We start from the raw sequence: 19964 nt of genomic DNA, 5'->3' as shown, positions 1-19964 counted from the left end.
TAATGATTCACACTTTTATTGCCCCGAAAATAACACATGCTGCTTCCGTCTCCGGAAGCAGCATGTCATGCGAGACTGGACTCGCCCTATTCAATTGTCCTAACTCTTGCGTCGAGGCAACTTTATAGTAATCATTCTAAAACAAAAATAGTTAAAAGTAAATGATAAAAATCACAATGAATCGTCAATAAGCGTCAACACATCTGAAGGACTTACCAGAGCATGTTGTTCATGAATGCCCTCTCTGCTCTTAGCGCCCCATAACGCAAGCCCGAAGGCAATCCCCGCGCTTCGTGCGCACTCGTAATCATAGATTGTATCGCCTATATAAATGGATGTACAAGGATCGGCTCCAGACAGCTCCAGAAACTTCTGTAAGGGCTCCGGATGAGGCTTGTGAAGTGATGTATCGCTGGCGCATACGGCAACGGACAAGTATTCCATCAATCCGAACGGAATAAAGTCGTCTCTCAGCTCCGACTTCGTCTTGGACGTTACGATGCCCATCCGCACATTACGCCGGTACAGCTCGCCTAGCAACTCCGTAACGCCCTCGAATATTGACATGGTGTGCTTGAAGTCCTTCATATGTTCATTCCAGCGCTCGTTAGCCGCTGCCACATCAGGCGCGCCAAGTCTCTGCAGGACGCTCGCACCCGGCACGCCTAACACGAAGGCGAGATCGTCCTGTTCGTAAGACAGACCGTATTCCTGCTTCAGCATCCGTCGCAATGATCCCAGCACAGCCCTTTCCGTATCGATCAACGTCCCGTCGACATCGAAAATAATCGTCTTATACATCGCTTCACACCCTTTCAAGGTTATTCACACGCATCCACATTTTACTCCAGAGAATAGCTAAATAACAATAATGCCCACAATAATGCCAATCACGATCATTGCGATACCAAATATAAGCAGCATTTTACCTAAATCCTGCTTATCCGGGTCGTCGCTAAATGCAAATATCCCTCCTACGATTAGTCCTACTAGCGGTATCAAAAAAGTCGCAATAAAGAGCAAAACCACAGAACAGCCACAGCCCGTATTGCTTTCAACTGGATAATAAGCATAATTAGTCGGCTTTACATTCACATTGCCGCAATATTTGCATTTCAACGATTGCGCGTCTATCTTTTCACTACAATGCGAGCAGATTGTGTTACGAGGCTTCCCTGTTCCGAACAGTCTTCCTTTGTCTTCGTTGCTAATTCCCTCCAGCTTGGCATCCTTGAGCGAATCATTGCACACCGTGCATAGAAGGGCGTTTTCCCTATTCGCCTCGCCGCAGTTGCCGCATATTTTCACGGCCATTCAGATCACCTCCCGATAAAAGATTGATCCACGTTCTCTTGGGCAAATACACCGAACCACTACCCCAGTATACCAAAATATGACTGATCTATCTAAGTAGAACCATTACATGACCCGTGCTAAGTCCCCTAGTGTATCACGTACAACAGATTGATTTATAATTATTGTATAGGTTGCCGATATGGAAAGTAGGGAGGTGTTATGGTGGATATCGCTGCACTATCCGTCGCTATGAATCAGGCTGCCCTGTCGCAAGCTGCCAGCCTGAAGGTCATGCATATGGCGAAAGGCCAAGCGGAACAGCAAGGCCAGAATCTTGTTCAAATGATGAATGCCAGTCTTAATCCCGATGTCGGAAAAAACCTCGACATTCGCGTTTAAGTTCTCTATCCTACAAAAAAACCCGCCATTGGCGGGTTTTCATCCAGGTGAGAAATCACGGGACGCCTTCAGTCACTCCATTGTACTGAATAATAAAAATAATGTAGAATAAATCTATTGACGGTACCAGAGAAATATGATAAATTATATTTTGTCATTAATTGATTGGATCTGTTAGCTCAGCTGGGAGAGCACCATCTTGACAGGGTGGGGGTCAGTGGTTCGAGCCCACTACAGATCATACTTATGGAAATCCGCAAGCCCTTGCTATTAATGGGTTTGCGGTTTTTCTTTTTTCGGACAGTGACTTCGGGAAGAACAATGCATCGCTTGCACTCGAACCAATTCCCTTGTCCGATTTCGCCGGCTTATTCTAAGCTCATTGCACCGGTAGTGAAAGAACCACAAAAAGGTACCCCACACAAACAACAGGGTACCTTCATGATTACATTAGCCCAGTCTATTGAAAATCCTCCACTAGTTCTGCTACCTCTTCTATACTAACAACCAAATGGATTCCTGGCATTGTACGCAGTGATCCCGATATAATGCCCACCACATGACCTTCTTGATCCAGCAAAGGCCCTCCCGACATACCGCTAACAATCCCAGCAGAGGTTAATACTCTCGAACGTCCATTAATTTTCGCTTCAGGAGAATTCACAATACCTTGAGTAATAATTGGGGTTTCCTTTAATGGAAACCCTATTGCAAATACTGTCTCACCATGACTGACCCCACCCGGACGTAGAGGCAAGGCAGAGAATGCCTCAACCTCTTCGACTTTGGGAAACCGTAACAAAGCTACGTCATTTCCCTCATCATACGCTTCAACTTTAACACCCGATACGTTGCGTCCATCCTGTAATACAGCTTCAAGCTCGACCGCATGTTTTACGACGTGATAGGCCGTCAATGCCAATCCTTCATCAGAAATTATCACACCTGTCCCTACCGAGCGAACCGTCTCATACTCCCCAATGTTTCGCAGATAAAATAGAGACGCATTTGACTTATGAAAAATGTTATCCGCTTCGTACCGTTTTGGTTGCTCTGCTTCCGTTTCAATCATTGCAAAGAAGCTGGCTACTATAACGACAAGGAGAATTGATGCTGTGAGCTTTTTATTCATGTGCTTCCAATCTCCTTTTTTGTATTATTGCACGGCGGCCATAATGTCATCATATGCCCAATGATCTGGCGAGAGGTCAGGGAAAGCTGATACTTTATCATCATTTTTAGACACTTTCTTCCCTAGTAATTTGTTTATTAACACAGCCGTCTCTGCACGTGAAATTTCTCGTTCGGGTCGGAATGTGCCGTCAAGATAACCTTGAATGTAACCTGCTTCTTTAAAGGCGCTAACGTATTGATTAGACCAATGACCTTCCAAATCTACGAATGCGGCTTCGTTTGCTTCACCTGCACGAAGCTTTAACATTTTAGTAAGAATAACAATCATCTCCGAACGCTTAAGCCCTTTGGTTCCGCCAAACGTCCCGTCAGGGTACCCCGTAACAAGCCCCGCTGATTCAAATCTGGCGACAAGCTCTTCTTGATGAAGGGGCACGTCATGGAGAAGTGTGCCTAACGGTACATCTTCAATATCTAGCAAGCGCGACATACTCGCAATAAACTCATATCGTGTAATAGCCTGATCCGGCGCAAAGCTGCCGTCCTCATAACTGGACATATACTGCATTTGAGCCGCTCCATCCTTCATATCGAAAGAAATTGGCTTCACTTTATAGTCGAGTGATATAACCGTGTCATCCTTATCCGTCATGAATTGAAGCGTCATATCTTCTCGAATAAGCAAGTCACCCTTGTACACCTTGCTCTCCTTCGTCGGTGTGCTGCCATCTGTCGTATAATATACCGTTACACCCTCCGGCACTGTTAGTGTCAGCTTGCTATTTCGCACAATTTCAACTGGCTCATTACTTTCAAGCGGCAACTCTTTATCACCGACGTATACAGCGACAGGCTTGTTTGTTGGTGGCGTAGGCATGACCGGGAAACCAATATTGGGGCCTGAAGTATACTTGCTCCATGTTCCCGTTACCACTTCACTTTTCTCCAAATCTACAGCTATAGTAATTGCTTTTACAGTCGTTGTCTTGCTCACTTCTATTGGTCCGGTGTAGATGGAAGCATTCACCCCGGGCGCCGTACCATCCAGCGTATAGTAAATTACGCCATCCGGTTCTTCTGTTACAAGCTCAATTTCAACCTTTTCGGTAAATGTTTTTGGCTCTTGTACAAAAGATGGAACCTGCGCTTTCCTTTCATATGGAGGACGTGGATGATTAATCGTAAAGGTACGAGATAAACCTCCTGAACTCACCGTGAGATCGACTGCACTTTCACCCGTAATTACCCCTTGAACAGCATGAGCTCCAATCGTAAATGCCGCAGCTTCAGCATTCCACTGAACCGCATTATGAAGGGTGGCCTGGAATGTCTCGCTCATCTCATAAATACGCTCATCTGCCGCAAGCCATATAGTTGCTGTGCTAAGCTTTGCAGCAGGGTTTCCGTTAAAATATTGCAACTGCGGTAAAAATCCTTGCTCCTGGCTCCATATTTGATTGTCAAATTCGTCAGGAAGCACACCTGCCGTTAGCACTTCAGCCGTCTGACCTAAAGCGTTGGCAGCGTTCCCGGCCTTTTGGCTGCCCGCATGATCATAATACGCTACATTTCCGCGCAGCATTTGCTGATTAAAGATACCTGCTGTCAACGTAACGGCTTCTAGCTTTTGGCCAGCAATACCACCGAAGAACGATTTGCCCTTTGATACCTTCCCATCAATTGTGGCATGCGCTTCGCCGTAGCCCATAACAAGCATAATCGCGCCTGCTTCAGCATAGCCGGCAATACCGCCTGCGCGAGCAAGCTGATCACCACGCGCTTTTATTGTGCCGGACGCGTAGCTGTTTTCAATGCGACCACTTGTGACGCCAGCGATCCCTCCTGCATTCGCTTCTGTACCAGTTGCTGTAACATTGCCATAAGCAAAGACGGTTTCAATCGCAGCCGTTGCTTTATGATCACCTGCAATACCACCGGCATTCATGCCTTTAACGATGCTTGATGCATACGATCTGCGAATGTCACCCTCATTGGTGCCTGCAATACCGCCAACAGCTTCTGCTCCCGTCACTTCGGCGCCTGCTATACTGTTGTCAATGGTTGCTCCTGTCCCATTCAGGCCCGCGATGCCGCCTGTGTTCACACCTCCACTTGCCTTGCCTTCTGCCTTCGTCTGTGTGATTACACCATCATTCGTACCGGCAATACCGCCAACAGCTTCCGCTCCCGTTACTTCAGCGCTTGCTTCACTGTTGTCAATGGTTGCTCCTGTCCCATTCAGGCCCGCGATGCCGCCTGTGTTCACACCTCCACTTGCCTTGCCTTCTGCCTTCGTCTGTGTGATTACACCATCATTCGTACCGGCAATACCGCCAACAGCTTCCGCTCCCGTTACTTCAGCGCTTGCTTCACTGTTGTCAATGGTTGCTCCTGTCCCATTCAGGCCCGCGATGCCGCCTGTGTTCACACCTCCACTTACCTTTCCGTCTGCTTTAATTCCCGCTATAACTCCTTTATTTTTGCCTGCGATGATACCTGCGTAAGCACCTTCAACGGCCAATATATCCGCTTGTGTGAATATTACATTTTTAATCGTACCGTTCAGTTCCTTCATAAAACCTACATTTGCAGCCTGCGTATCCTTCAACATCAATCCGGTTATGACATGATTCTGTCCATCAAAAACGTTGGCAAATGTCTCATAAGGTCTCCAATGAAGTCCCGACAAATCGATATTTCCGCCTAATAGCGTTGGCGTATCAAGCTTATCCACAGCTGAACGTTTAAACAATTGGAGATAAGCAAGCCCTGTGCTTTCATTCGTGAGCTGCACGCTTGCAAATAATTGCCCCGCATTGGTGACAACTATGTCCGTACCTGCTCGCATCAAGAACGATGCATCGTCCATGAGATACCAAGTCTCCACACCAAGCTTGTCTCTTCGATTCTCTTGTACAACCCCCGTCGTCGTTCCAAGTTCATGACCTATTGCCTTTATATTGGCTGCATAAGCTGAATCTTTGACGACACCGTCACGGAACAAGTAAGCGACGAGGGCGCCACGATATGCACTTGCACCCGTCACATCCAGATCGATCTGACTTTCGCCTGCGTACACGTTCTCCATGCGACCTTCACTGTATGCAGTAAATCCCGAAGCATAAGCCCGCGTCGCGCCATTTACACCTTTAGCAGAAATACGAGCTTGGAGGGCGTATGCATGTTGAATCATTGCTCCTCGCTCCAGTTCTGCTGCAAAGCCACCGCTTCGCGTATCGAAGCCCACATTTGCAACATCCCCTTCCGCATAAGCATTCGTAATGCTATAACGGTCAATAGATCCTGCAAAACCGCCAGCAAATGCGCTAGTCACACCATCTATTTGAACAGTACCCTTTGCGTAAGCCCAATCAACTGCACCATGTGGTACAATCGCGTTATCCCCCATAACACCGGCAAAACCGCCCGCATACAAGGAATCCTCTTGATTATCACTTATCACTTTAACATGAACATCAGAAGTTGCATGTGTTATCTTCACGCCATTTAACACTCCGGCAAAACCGCCCGCAAACACCTCCGGCAGCACAGGCAATCTGGTTACAGTGCCATGCACTGCAATTGGTTCTCCTGATGCAGAAGTAACATGCGTATAATGGATCTCACCGCCTTCAGCCTTGCCTACCGCACCTCCAACTGCACTTGAGGTGTTTTGCCCAGTAGCAATGGACCCACTTGCCTTCGATTGTATGATCATGCCTGAGCTCTCTCCAACTAAGCCGCCTACCGTCGCAGAACGGAATCCACTTGCTCGCAATCCTATCGAAGACTCTGAAAAATAAAGCGATGCGCCATCGTTTTTACCGGCTAAGCCGCCAACTACAACATCAGCTTCTGTTCCTGCATAAGATGCATCTATCGTTGCTGTATGCGCCTTGGCATTGTACATGCCGACATACAGTGGAATCATGCTTCCAAAGGTAAAGGCCTGATTGGTATCTGCCGCTGACATTGTACCGACGATACCACCCAGCACGGACTCACCCGCTCGTGCAGTAAATACCATCTCAGGTTCTGCTTCTGCCCCATACAACAGACTATCACTAACGACACCGGCAATTCCGCCTATTGTCACTCGCTCTCCTTGCGGGCTCAGCTTCCCCTTGAAATGAGCGTCATGCAAAACGCCGTTCGTAAATGTGCCTGCAATCCCGCCAACAATCGTATGTGTGCTTTCGGCAAACGAACCGATTGCTATATTTGTCGCCTCTACGTTATCAAGATCGAATTTATTCTGTCCCGCTCCGATCTTCACCCCAATCATCCCACCCACTGTGCCATTGCCTGTTACAGCAGCCTGGGATATAGTCGAAGCGAGGGAGACACTTTTCATTATATGATTAGTGGAAGATACACCGATTACGCCACCTGCTATAGAGGACTGTCCTCGCAATACAACAGCACCTGGCAGCATAATTTGTACATTCTCCATATCACCGCTTGTATATTGGCCGATGACACCGCCAGCAATGACATGCTCACCATCTGATACAACCTTCATTTGCGCGACCAGATTTATACCCGTTACGTTACCGACCTGCTTGCCAATGAATCCGCCTAACGTCGCGTTTGGTACGAGACTGGTCACTTTTCCTTGATAACTAAAATCAATCATGCTTTGTGCGGTTATATCCCTTTCATTGTCACCGACGATACCGCCAGCAACGCCTTCATCAACAGTTACCTCTATAGCAGCCTCAGACCCCGATGTCAGCTTAATTCCTGTAAGCGCACCCCTGTTAACACCGAGCACGCCGCCAACCTTTTTACCGCTAATTGTAGTGTCATCTGCAAGATGGACCTCACTGCCCGTCACTTTTCCGCGATTAACGGCCGCCAGTGCACCAGCCGTATCCGTTCCGACAATGGACAAAGGCTCTGCCTTGACATTTTTCACATGTCCCTCCGCAGCAATGACACCGAACAACCCGGCAAATACCTGAGTAGCCTGTGCGCTGATGGAGTACCCATCAATGAGATGTCCATTTCCGTTAAATGTCCCTTTAAAAGCTGCAGTCTCACGAATACCGATTGGCGTCCACTCCGCAGATTGAATATGAATAGGGTTTGTTACACGGATTTCACGTCCGGCAAAATCAAAACGCTCCACACCGAGCACAGTTCCGTTCACAATTTCCGCTAATCCGGACAACTCCGCCTCGGTACTGATTTCATAGATCATTTTCAACGGATCATGCGTATACCATGCCACATCCGCATTCACTGATCCGCCACCATCATCTCCGCCGCTATTGGGCGTACGAATCAGCTCCGGATATAAGTATGCTGCTTGCAAAGAGCCGTAACGCCACACATTGGCAAAATCCCATCCAGACAAAGTGGGGAATGCATCTCGGTCACGCAACGTGCTGGCAAGCAACGTACTTAATCGCGCCGGCACGTTAAGCCATCTATGGTTGCCCTCTGCAAAATCTGGCAAATCCTTATTAAGACCCACTGCTTCATCTTTCAAGTAATAGTTCTTGGTCAAGAGAGCTTTGCTCTCATTATCGTATCGGCCAGCGAATCCGCCCCCATATGATCCCTCTATAGCCGTCACATTCGCAGCAGAATAACTCGTTGCGATCGTACCGTTGACAATCCTTCCCGCAAAGCCGCCCGCATAGGAATTTGTCGCATTCGCTTTAACATCTTTGCCGGCATAAGAATTGGTAATGCTACCTGCACGATGTGCACCTACTAATCCGCCAACGATCGTATATGCACCGTTGGAAGTTACCTTTGAAGCGCTGTATGACGCATGAATAACACCATCATTTATGCCTGCCAATCCGCCTAGAGGCGTCAAAGCGTTAACTGTACCATACGCTGCTCCCGTCAGATCCGTGTCAACGTAAGAATCGTATATGCGGCCTGCATTGCTTCCAACCAATCCGCCCGCCACTGTACCTTCTCCACCGATCGTCATATTCGCATTGGCATACGTGTAATATAACGTTCCCGTTGCTCCATTGACACCTGTATGTCCGCCAATGACGCTATTGTTGCTAGTAACAGCTATGGCAATCCGATCACTAACACTATTGTTTGCGATGAATGCGTTGTTTTGGCCAACAAGTCCGCCCGCTGTCGCTGCAGGCGCTTTAATGTCAATAACAGGAGAGTCCGGATTGGCTAGATTTCCGATAATTCGATTGTTATGCAGCGTACTCTTTGCTGTCTTCAGATTCGTCACCGGATCTATTCCTGTACGTTGTGCATTGAGTCCCACAACGCCGCCGACCGTTGCTCCCTCCGCATTCGGCATTACTCTCATACTAACGGTATCCAGATATACATTCGAAATGACGGCATCCTCTGAGCCTAGATGATAGCCTGCGGCGCCGCCAGCTATGTTATTGGTTCCAGATAGTGTGAGAATCGCCGTTTTCAAAGCAAGCTTGTCCAGAGCCGTCTCATTGCTGTAGCCGACAACACCACCAGCATAAGCGCCTGCGGCTGCGGCTTGCGTCGTCACCAGCAGGTTGGCTACATTCGTGTTCACACCATCTCCACGAATGACTCCATTCTCCATCGTCCCTGCAATGCCGCCGATGCGAGTTGAAGCTGCGGCTGTATTCATGATGACATATTGCGGGGTAGAAGCGCTGACGACCGGTTGTGCGATTGTCGTATCCAGGGCATAACCTACGATGCCTCCGGCATGAACATTCTCTTGAGACACCGTCATCAATAGTCTGTCACGCTGCTCCACTTGAACATCTTCGATTAACGGCTTGGTACTCGTGCCTTCCTCCGGCTCCGAGCGACCTGCTATGCCGCCTGTTGACGCTCCTGCCGCTTGTGCTTGAATTGTCATATTAATGGCATCAATACGCTGCAGCGTACCCCTGTTTATCCCAACTACTCCACCTGCAGCATTACTTGTACCTGCTGCTGTAATCGTTCCATCCTCTACTGTGCTATTGAGAATAGTCCCCTTGTTTTCGCCAGCGATTGCGCCAATCCGAGCGGCATCTCCACTAGCGGTCAAAGTTGTTCGCACAGCCTCCAGCTTCGACGAATTCATATGCAAACTAGCCTTATTCAAACCGATGATACCGCCGACCTGCAGATCATTACCGATTGCTTCCATTTCAATGGTATCCGATGTCACATAAAGCTCAGTGGAATCATTGCTTCCGATTGCCCCGCCAATTGCACTGCTGTTCGCATTTACTGGAAATTGAATATTGCTCACATTTACCGGCGCTTGATCTGCGCCGACCTTTGCGTCCGCTGTAAGCACACCGGCTACACCGCCAAATGTATACTTCGATCGCGCCGCTTCTGACAGCAGTACAATATTGTTCACACGGGAGGGATGCTGAATGTGCAGCGCCCCATCATTCTCACCGACAATACCACCGATAACAACGCTATTCTCTCCTTGCGGCGCATGGGTCACATCGCCTGCGAACCGGACACTGTCCATCACATTGCCTGAGGCGTCACCTACCGTTGAGCTTGTAATAACGCCCTGTGCCTTAGCGGCAATCCCGCCCGCGTACCCATTCTGTGTAGTCACGTTCAGCTCCAGATGTGACACGACTGAGTCAGCTATAGTGCCAGATACATAACCCGCAATTCCACCGGCATGACCGTCAGATGCAATGGAAGCATACGCAGCCGATGTATTGCCGACTTTCGCTTCAGTCATCTTCACATCAGTTGCATAACCCACTATGCCGCCCGTATAGACATGCTCACCGCCAGACACATCCAGTATGCCTGCAAACGCAAGACGATCCAGGCTGGACGGGACGTTATTGCTTTCATAGTAGCCAATAATACCTCCTGTAGCTACCATGGCATGTGGATCAGAATAAGCTGCCGTTACAGTAATCGCACTCGGGAATGTCACACCCTCCATCGCTTGATCTACAGCTTCGCTCGATAACATACCCACATAGCCGCCCGTATAAAGCTGAGCATGACCCGACACTGAAATGGCGCCAACACTATTTACATTTGCAGGCACACCTGTCGTACTGGAATAAGTGCGATTGGCAATAATACCTCCCGTATAAAGTCTGGTTCCTCCTCCCGTCACCGTAATGCTCGCTTCATTCCTATAAGCATTTGGCGTTGTATCCTCTAACATAACTCGCTTATTTGTATAACCGATGAGTCCACCCGTATATGCTTCTGCGACTGGAGCAACGGATATTGAGCCATTCACAGTGTTTTGAGCTGTTCCGTTGAAGATCATATCCTCAATCGTCTTGCCAATTAATCCACCCGTATAGATACCTTCTATTCCGATTGCACTTATGTTAGCATCGTTAGACATGCTATTACTCCAAGTCCATTCGCTTTGCACCAAGCCTGCAATACCGCCTGTATGAACTTGATGTCCGCCACGATTCGTTATGTTGCCTTTATTCACAAAGCTAATATCCACCGTATTTATTTGCGGAACTGTAATGGCTCCCACCAGGCCGCCTGCGCTTGATGCTATGCCATAGCTCGCATTAATTTGAACCGCTCCTTCATTCGACGTGTTGACGGAATATGCAATATTGCTGCTCTCCAGTATCCCCAGTACACCGCCAGCAAAACTGGACTGTCCATCTTTTACAATAACATCTCCCCGATTCACAATTGACGTATGCTCTTCTTGCATGTCAAGCGTTCCTTGCACAGCACCGATAATTCCACCAGCATGTGCGTTGGAGCCATTTTGCCCATCAGCTTGAATGACACCATCATTTTCCACTTTTTTTAATCGAAGACCTTCGACGCTGCTAATACCGATGATACCGCCTGCATAAGCAAGCCCATTGACTTCAACGTTCCCTTTGTTGACGGAATTGCTTAGTTTATATTCGCCAAGTCCGGCAATACCGCCGACGAACGCTCGGCTACTTCCTGTTTCTACTTTCATATTCATTTCATTCGTCACATTGTAAACTTCGGTCGTACCTTCCATCTCGCCTACTATCGATCCGGCATATACGTCCACCGTTCCACTAATATGATATCCACCCGTATTTCCGATGGTCAGTCCGCCGATCGAGGCATCCACCGCCTTGCCGACGAATCCCGCATGGCGGTATTGTCCGTACAAATTCAATCCATCAAGCCGAATATTGCCCCCATTGGCGAATAGAGTGCCGCGGAAGGGATGCTCTTCTGTTCCAATCGGCACCCAGTTATGTGCCGATAGATTGATGTCATTATCAATCATAATGGTTTTGTCTTTAAATCCGTTCGCTTCCCCACTATTGACGAGCACTGCAATACCAGCAAGCTCTTCTGCAGTACGAATGGTAAATCCAGGATCAACGGGCTGATCTCGATACCAGTCCATCTCCGCATAATTCGTCCAATCGTTCGTGCCGGCGTTAAGAACACTTACTCCAAATCCAGCAATAACGATAACACCAAGTAACACGATAATGATCCTTGCTGAAGTCGTATTCAATTTAGCCATGATGTTCTCCCCTCTCATTCCTCTTCCTATTACTCAACGAAACCCGCACCCATCTTTAGAGATGTGTGCGGGTACACTGCTGATGAAACTTTACACTAGATCACTCAATAATTGAGCAATACGTACAACAATGATTGCCGCCTGTGCCCGAGACAATCTTCCTTCGGGGTCAATGCGAAGATTGGATCCTTGAATGATGCCATGATGGATCGCAAGTGCAACAGGTTTTCTTGCCCAATCCGGAATGCTAGCCCCGTCTTCGAACGCGGCCAGAATATTTTCAATTTCCGAATGCGTAAGCTCACTGCCCGCACCAACTGCTTGAAGCAGACGACCGGCCATCGTCATACCTTCCATTCGGTTAATGCTTTTCCCCGGTTCATAGCGTCCATTCTCAGTACCTGTAACGATGCCAAGCTTCGCCGCAATGTTAACACTCTGCTTGAACCAATCCCCTTCGCTTACATCAGTGAAGCGGCCAACCGCTTCCTGATTCATCAGACCAGAAGCTCTAAGCAGCAACGTTGGGAACTCGGCTCGCGTAACACCGCTATGCGGGTCGAATGCATTTCCACCTTTACCGAGCATCAATAGCTTGGAAGCAGCTTCGTCGATTGCGGATTTACCCCAGAAATCGGCGTTAACATCGACAAACGCCTTCTTGTTTTGAAGGAAGACTACGCTGCCCTCTCCAGTCAACATGAGGCTCGCATACGCACGGTTGTCCTGCATTTCAAGCTGCCAAGGCACTGGCGTCCACGCTCCGTCAGGTCCTTGGAGCACAACCGCTGTAATGTCCTGAACACGAATATTATCAGGGATGGCTACCTTCACAGCATGAATCCCGCCATTCTCAACAGATATCGGAACATTAACAGACACCGTAACACCTTCTCCCTTCCCTAGCAGGGAAGCCCCCAACGATCTCGCCACTTGCTCGGCCGATTGCTGAGCAGCGTCATGATTGGGCTGTATACGGATCTCAAGCTCACCGTCCAATGCCTGCAACTTCTCTGGATGTAACGTTAGCTTTGCGTTTGGCAAATCAATAACTACTTGCTTTCCAGATGCCGCCAGCTTTTCAATAGCATTTTTACTAAATGAAATCAAGATATTTTTTGTTGAAGCGTCTGTAGAAGAGATGACGAATTGCCGTTCTCCATCGTCTTCAAGCGCTGTTATATCCTTCTCATCCACCTTCGCGACAAGGACATTTCCTTCCCACTCACTCTTAATCGGTGTTCCATTCAAGTACAGCTCTTGTGATTGATTTCCGCCAGTAGTTGGAGGAATCATAATACCACCGCCGCCGCCACTTCCGCTGCCAGGCACATACCGGTTGGGTACGATAATGCCCGTTGCTGCAACGGCTTCTTTCGTCAGAGCTGTCCGTTTTGCTACGATCAGTTTGCTTCCTGCCGCAACATTCACCACTCCGTTAGCCGGGAGCAGTGTCCATTCACTCAGATCTTCTTTGAACTGCGGTTTTTCACCCGCTTCATTCGCCGCAATCACACGATAAACCAGTTGATGGCCAATTAAATCGCCTGCGTTAGTCACGGAAACATGTGTCTGATCTTGCTTATTAGGCACAGCTGTTGTATAAGCATTCAAATCTGCAAGACCATCTGGCTCTGGCAAGGCAACGACAACTGGCAGATCAGCTTGCAGCTTCACCTCTTCAGAAACACGATATTCCACATGAACCAGGCTGGCGCCGACCTCCTCGGCCGTTAATACCCCATCAGCCTTCACACTTACAGCATCACCCGTATACACATTGAAGGTAAGTAATTGTTCGTAGTCGCTGTCCGGAATCGGAACGAGCTTATATTGCGCTTCACCTTCCGAATCCCGTCCATCCGGCAGCTTAAGTGAAGCCTCCAGCTTATGCGACTCATCCGTCGTCAGCTTCACAGGACGAAGCACCAGTCCTACGGGAGCCTGATAAGCATCATTCGTTATTTCTACTAATGCACGATTCTCGTTACCGGCATCGTCGCGTGCAACGATATTCAGCAATATCTTCGGTTCACTTGATGCCACCGGGATGTCGGCTGAGAATTCGCCATTGCCGGTGCGATCAATTGCTATTTTTGTGCCGTTCACCGTCAAGTTGGCGTCATTCGTCGTCTGGCCTTGCACCCTTATCTTCCCGTTTTGTGTCCGGTCACCTGTTACAGGCTTGTCCAGATAAAGAATAGGGGCCAGCGTATCTACTTTAAGATAAAGCATCGTTATTTTACGATCCTTCGTATTCGTATTGCGTGCCATTAATTCAATGCCATACGTTCCATCTGTAACAAATGCATCAAAAGTGATTTCACCCTTACTATAGCCGCCCTCATTTTGAAGCTGCGTCACACCTAGCGACTCACCGTTATAAAACGCTTCTACCTCTATATTGGCTTGATCGGACACAATGGACAGCGATTGCGCTGTCTTATTGGTCAGCATCTCGATCTTGGCACCGAAGCTCGCGTCACCAGCAGCCCGCAGCTGCGGATAGGAAGGGATTGGCAGCAGAGTGGATGAACTATCTACTCTGTTGGCGAAATGGAAGTTTTCATTTTTGTCCGCTGCTTCCGTTGGTTGAGTCACTGCTGACACACCAATGACGTACTGACGTCCCGTCTCCAACCCTATATATCGCTCTTCGGGGCTTGCACTTACATCATTGTCGCCATCAGGCAACGCCACTTTCGTCCAACCGCCAATTGGAATGTCTTCATATTCCCCACTAACCGGATTCCAGTAACGCTCCAGCTCCTCATGTGTGAACATCAGCTCTGAGAAATTTCGATACGAAACGTACTCTCCTTCAGATTGTACTAGCGCTTCAACAACATAGCTATGCTGGAATTGCTCATGTCCAGGCTTTATGTCAGCAGGTTTAAAGGAGAGTGCAAACATGCCATTGCCGGCTGGATCAATTTCAACATTTTGCACATCACCCGGTGCTAGCGGATCTATCAGTTCAAATTTCTCCTTTGAAGTCTGTGTCTCATAGCCAATTGCTGACTTCAATTCTGCCCGCAAATAATAATTCCCTTGACGCAGCAGCCCTCGAATATCCTCATGCTCACCGAGCAGTTGAATCTGTGTCACATCAATAGGAAAGCTGCCGCTTGTCACATCGTTAGCGGTACCGCCGCCAATATCAACAGGCAAATCCTTTGCAAGCAACAAGCCTGCATCCCCGGCTTTCAGAACATCTTCGCCATCTATGCTCATTGTAGAATGTACAGCTACCGGGTCTTCAGCCAAATATAAGCTGACGGTATCATTAGGCTGAGCATGATTCACTTTCCACGATGCAGTAAACTGATTGCTGTTTTGCATGTTATTGGTAAGCGCGACATCAGACAACGTCGGATTTACGGGTACGCTCAACAGCTTTGTCTCTACAGCCGCAGTGGAAACAAGTGACCATTCACCGCCGCCCTCAAGCTCATCTTGTGGAACGATAATATAGGCTTTGCGTGAATCCGTGCCATCTGATGAGCTGGCTGCCGGAATGAACTGTGTAAATGCGTTAGCCTCAGGGTTGCTGTTTGTATTGTCCATGACGATCGGATATACTTCGCCGGAAGCTTTTTTTAATGTAAGCTCTGGCAGCTCTTCGCTGTCATAAGTGACCTCAATTAATGCGTTGCCAGGCACTTGATTCATCGGAATTTTATGCAAGCGTCCGCCGTTGGACACAACGATGCCTCCCATGCCGACATTCATTGAACCTTGCTCAATGACTTTGACGCCTTCAGCCACCTCGCGATATACGATACCTTGCGTCTCTGCTTCCGGATTGTGCCATGATGTTGCTACCGTCTCGATGCCGTGACCGATAACGAATAGTTTAGGACCATCCTCCGGATCCTCGATTACCATATGAATCAGACCCTCTGGCAGCTGTTCATCGGAAGTGGAGAATTCGATTCCGCCCCCCCAATAATACGTAATGCCAAGGCTAATTAGCAGAACACCAATCTTACCCCACACCTTCTCATTATTCACACCGAGGAACACACTGTTTAAAGGTATCCCACCAACGATTGGAACATCTTCTGGCACGATAACCTTTGCACCGATAAACCCTTCAAAATCAACGCGATTTTTCTCCAAATTTTGCCCTACAAAAATACTCGCGTTCCCAACAATAATATTCCATCCCATCACATCCACCTCGGCACCTAGACGTACAAACCAAGGTGTCACCCACTGTGCTTCAAGCAAAGCCTCTGTAAGTAATGGAATTAGATCGTCATCAGACGGATCCTGTTCTGTCGAAAATGCTAACGCGCCTTCTATTTTTATACCAGTTCGTTTCAGCGTCATGTCAATATCGCCAAAATGATAGGCGGGCGCTACGCCAAAACGAAGCGAAGCTCCTGCTTCAAGCGTCAATGGAAACGGCTCCTCTGACGTTCCACCGGCAATCGTATCCGCAAGTTCACGCAGAGCGCCGCGAATTTCAGTCAGATAAGTTGCCCCTGTAATCAAAATACCCGGCTGTGGAAAACCCTTTTTAAAACCAACAACATCCGGCAAAATACGTCCATCATCAACCTGCTTAAATGCCAGCTCCACTCCGATTACGCCAATGTTCGCAAGCTCCGTTTCGAACTGAAGACCATACGAGTTAGAAACGCCCTCGACTGCTTGCTCGTAGTGTACAACCGAAAGCTCCCCGCTTGTATCTCCCGCTTTCCCTTTGAACAGGCCCAGATCTTCCTCCAGCTCGAACATGAGCGCCGCATCGACACCGACAAAGCCTTTGTCGTTAAATACGACATTTTTAATTTCACCTGCAACGACTTTAAAGGAGATAAAGCCACCAAACGAAACACCGCCCGGTCGAAGTGTTGTTTCATTAAACTGAAATCCGAAACCGCCAACGACAAGACCCGGAATGCTAAAAATCGTCTGCGCATTGAAGTAAACTTGTGGGATCATAATCTGACGAACGGGGTTTAATCGACTGCCCAGTTCCCCCATTGCCCACGCTAGACCTCCATTCAAGGAGTCGTCTTCAGGATTATCGTTCCCTTCTTCGTCCTCTTCGCTTCCATCATCCCCACCTGGACGCTCCACTTCAGCCTCCAGGTCTTTATCGAAGCTGTTGAAGAAGTCAATTGTCCACTCGCCGCGATGAAAAACAAATCCGCTGCCCGCTACACTGAGTACGCCATCTCCTTTCACAAATAACGTGTCTAAAAGAGGGGTCTCATCGAAGGATTGTCCAAACACTTCAAGTTGCCCTCGTACAAATACTAAATCTTTACCTGAATATGCAACCGCGCCATTAATGATCGCCGGTTCAGTTGTCGTATCGATAACAGCAGTCGCATCCTTGCCAGTGCCTACTTCTCTAATCATGCCCTCTATCGTGACAAGTTGCGCCCGATCATCGCGGTCTTCAAAAAAGGCCTCTAGATCTTCTTCACTTTCAAACGTCTTATAGTTATACATAGGTAATTCTTTAAGTGCTTCAGCATCGAACAAGCTATCTACTTCCAAGTTCGGGTCGATTAGACGACTTTCTATCGCAAGCAGCGTTCTTGCCTCAACCAGATTCTGCTTGGCCCCTGCTAGCGCTGTTCCAGGCTGGAATGGCTTGTGATAAAAAATTTCATTAATTTCCTTCAAATCTTCCTTATCTGCATTTAAAGGCACTAAATCAAAATCAAACGTCTGCTTATAAACAGCAAGTAGACCTGCTTCCCTGATACGTGCGATATTATTGTCAGTTACGACAAACGATTGAGATGTTGTTATATCGAATAGAGCCGCCAATTCGGGATCTCCACCTGCATCGCCCTTATAATCTATCTCAACTTGATATTCACCTAGCGGCAGCTTCGGTCCAAGATCCGACGCCAATACCTCACCGGCATCATTGACTAATGCGCCATTGCGATAAGTGATACGCATATCACCCGTTAACCCACTGTCTGTCGGCTGGAGCAGCACAGACTCCTCCACAGGCACTTTATATCTTTTGCCTGTCACCGTTTCTCTGAAATATAAATCAAAGTTTGGCTCGGTATTTTCGTCCCCTGTATTGTACGCCTCGATATTGGTTAGATTGACGGTTACATACTTCACATCACTGCTATACAATTCGTTCGGCGATACTTCATACGCGTACGTTGCCGCGGCATCGCCAATGGCGGGCAGCAGGATAAAGCCTGCCTTAGATGATTCGAATTCAGCTCGCACCCCTTCATCTATTGAATCCGGCAAGGCAGCCAGTTTTTCCACGGTTTGCGGGCTGCGAGCTGTCAATAGATATTGTCTTGTCGATGGCCAGGCACGACCATCGCCCATGACTTTAAAGCTCGCTGTAATCGTATCTCCCGGCTCATACTTAGGAATAATCCCCTGCTCCGCTTGTTCCGGTGTAGCAGGCTTCTTAAAGATCAGTTCCTTCGATCGGAACGGCTCAGTCAGCGCATTGCCATCCCCATCGCGCACGATTTCTCCCATTTCGTCCAGCTTGACAAAAGACAATCCGCCTTCCAACGTCATATCCAATTGAATTTGAGAATGCTCCATCTTAAAAGCGGGCAAATTCTCGATCTCCGCATGGATATCGAAGATGCCTTCATCCTCATAACCGCTATTGTCCGGCAATGCCGCCAACTGCTGAACAGGATCAAGATAGCGGATCGAGAACACTTTGTTCGGATCGATCACCTCGCCTAGACCGTACACCGTTTCAAATGAAATGGATTGATTGGCGCCTACACTGTTCGGCCACCAATATAACGCTACAGCCGAGTCAGCCGTCCCGTAATCATTCGTGTCCCTTGTAAAGTCAAGGTTAGGATTCACTTCGTAATCCCACTTCGTATTCGCCAAACCATTCCAATGTCCAACAATCATTTCATCAACGATATTGATGCCATTCTCCGCAATATTATTGAATCCATAAGCCATTACATTCGTAGCAAGCGGATTCGTCAGATCAAGGTTGTCACGCATGACCCAATAAGGAGGAAGCTTATAATAAGCCACATCCTCTGCAGGTATACCAATCGCCTCGGGATCATGCACAAGCTTCCGTTCAACCGTCAATGGCGATCGATAAGTGGTCCCGATTTGGAATTCGGGACCATCCTTACCGGCAACCATCGTATCCAGCAGAATACGTGAGCCGATTTGCACCTCTGCACCGCTTTTGTTCTTTACTTCATAACGTACATTCACATTCCCCGCATTTTTCCGATCATTTACATCCATATAGAGCATCAAGACTTGCTTAATATCTACACCTTCTATGCTCCATATCGTCTCAATTTGCTTCGTGCCATTTGTATTTTCTACAATTCTAGGCTTTGTAATTTCGGAGAAAAAGTCGACTGCAAATTTGTAAGGATTTCCGAAAATATAATCATTGCCGTTGATCCGAAACGTCGTGAACGACGTTTCGGGATTATCTCCTTGAAACAGCATGTTAACATGCTGATCGTTTTTGCGAATAGGTTGTCCGCTAATGGTACGAATACCAAAACGCCCCGTCGCATTATCCACTGTTATTTTAATTAAATCATTTTTCAGAACCGTTACTTCCGGTCCTGTCAGTTCCTCAGCAGCATATGAAATGATACCCCCCTGCCCCATAAAAAAGACGAAAAACGCAAGGCAAGCTATCATCGTTCTTTTAACCACTCTCACT

General features: G+C 47.9%; 6 protein-coding genes and 1 tRNA gene. 2 read left to right on the top strand and 5 right to left on the bottom strand.

Features of this window, described 5'->3' with window-relative positions:
* Positions 1-171: 171 nt before the first annotated feature.
* Both ACFQ2I_RS07915 and ACFQ2I_RS07910 read right to left on the bottom strand, forming a co-directional pair.
* Positions 172-801, bottom strand: a complete 630-nt coding sequence (locus ACFQ2I_RS07915) for an HAD family hydrolase (RefSeq protein ID WP_377563405.1) — start codon at positions 799-801, stop codon at positions 172-174.
* Positions 802-858: 57 nt separating this feature from the next.
* A complete protein-coding gene (locus tag ACFQ2I_RS07910; RefSeq protein ID WP_377563403.1) occupies positions 859-1314 on the bottom strand; it encodes a double zinc ribbon domain-containing protein in 456 nt (151 codons plus the stop codon).
* A 204-nt stretch (positions 1315-1518) separates the two neighbouring features.
* Between ACFQ2I_RS07910 and ACFQ2I_RS07905 the strand changes: the two genes are divergently transcribed.
* Both ACFQ2I_RS07905 and ACFQ2I_RS07900 read left to right on the top strand, forming a co-directional pair.
* The gene (locus ACFQ2I_RS07905) at positions 1519-1695 is read left to right on the top strand and encodes a YjfB family protein (RefSeq protein WP_377563402.1); all 177 of its coding nucleotides are present in this window, start codon (positions 1519-1521) and stop codon (positions 1693-1695) included.
* 168 nt (positions 1696-1863) lie between these two features.
* A tRNA-Val gene (locus ACFQ2I_RS07900) sits at positions 1864-1936 on the top strand.
* Between the two features lie 219 nt (positions 1937-2155).
* Here the strand turns inward: ACFQ2I_RS07900 and ACFQ2I_RS07895 are convergent.
* The 3 genes from ACFQ2I_RS07895 to ACFQ2I_RS07885 form a co-directional block, all read right to left on the bottom strand.
* The gene (locus ACFQ2I_RS07895) at positions 2156-2827 is read right to left on the bottom strand and encodes a S1C family serine protease (protein WP_377563401.1); all 672 of its coding nucleotides are present in this window, start codon (positions 2825-2827) and stop codon (positions 2156-2158) included.
* Positions 2828-2851: 24 nt separating this feature from the next.
* Positions 2852-12286 (bottom strand): chitobiase/beta-hexosaminidase C-terminal domain-containing protein, encoded by a 9435-nt coding sequence (locus ACFQ2I_RS07890; protein WP_377563400.1) that lies wholly within the window; start codon positions 12284-12286, stop codon positions 2852-2854.
* A 90-nt stretch (positions 12287-12376) separates the two neighbouring features.
* Complete coding sequence (locus ACFQ2I_RS07885; RefSeq protein ID WP_377563399.1) at positions 12377-19963, bottom strand: S-layer homology domain-containing protein; 7587 nt, start codon at positions 19961-19963, stop codon at positions 12377-12379.
* Between the last annotated feature and the right edge of the window lies 1 nt (position 19964).

It is taken from the genome of Paenibacillus chungangensis (assembly GCF_042675905.1).
In the GTDB taxonomy this organism is placed as follows: domain Bacteria; phylum Bacillota; class Bacilli; order Paenibacillales; family Paenibacillaceae; genus Pristimantibacillus; species Pristimantibacillus chungangensis.
This window is presented reverse-complemented; position numbering and strand designations above follow the sequence as displayed.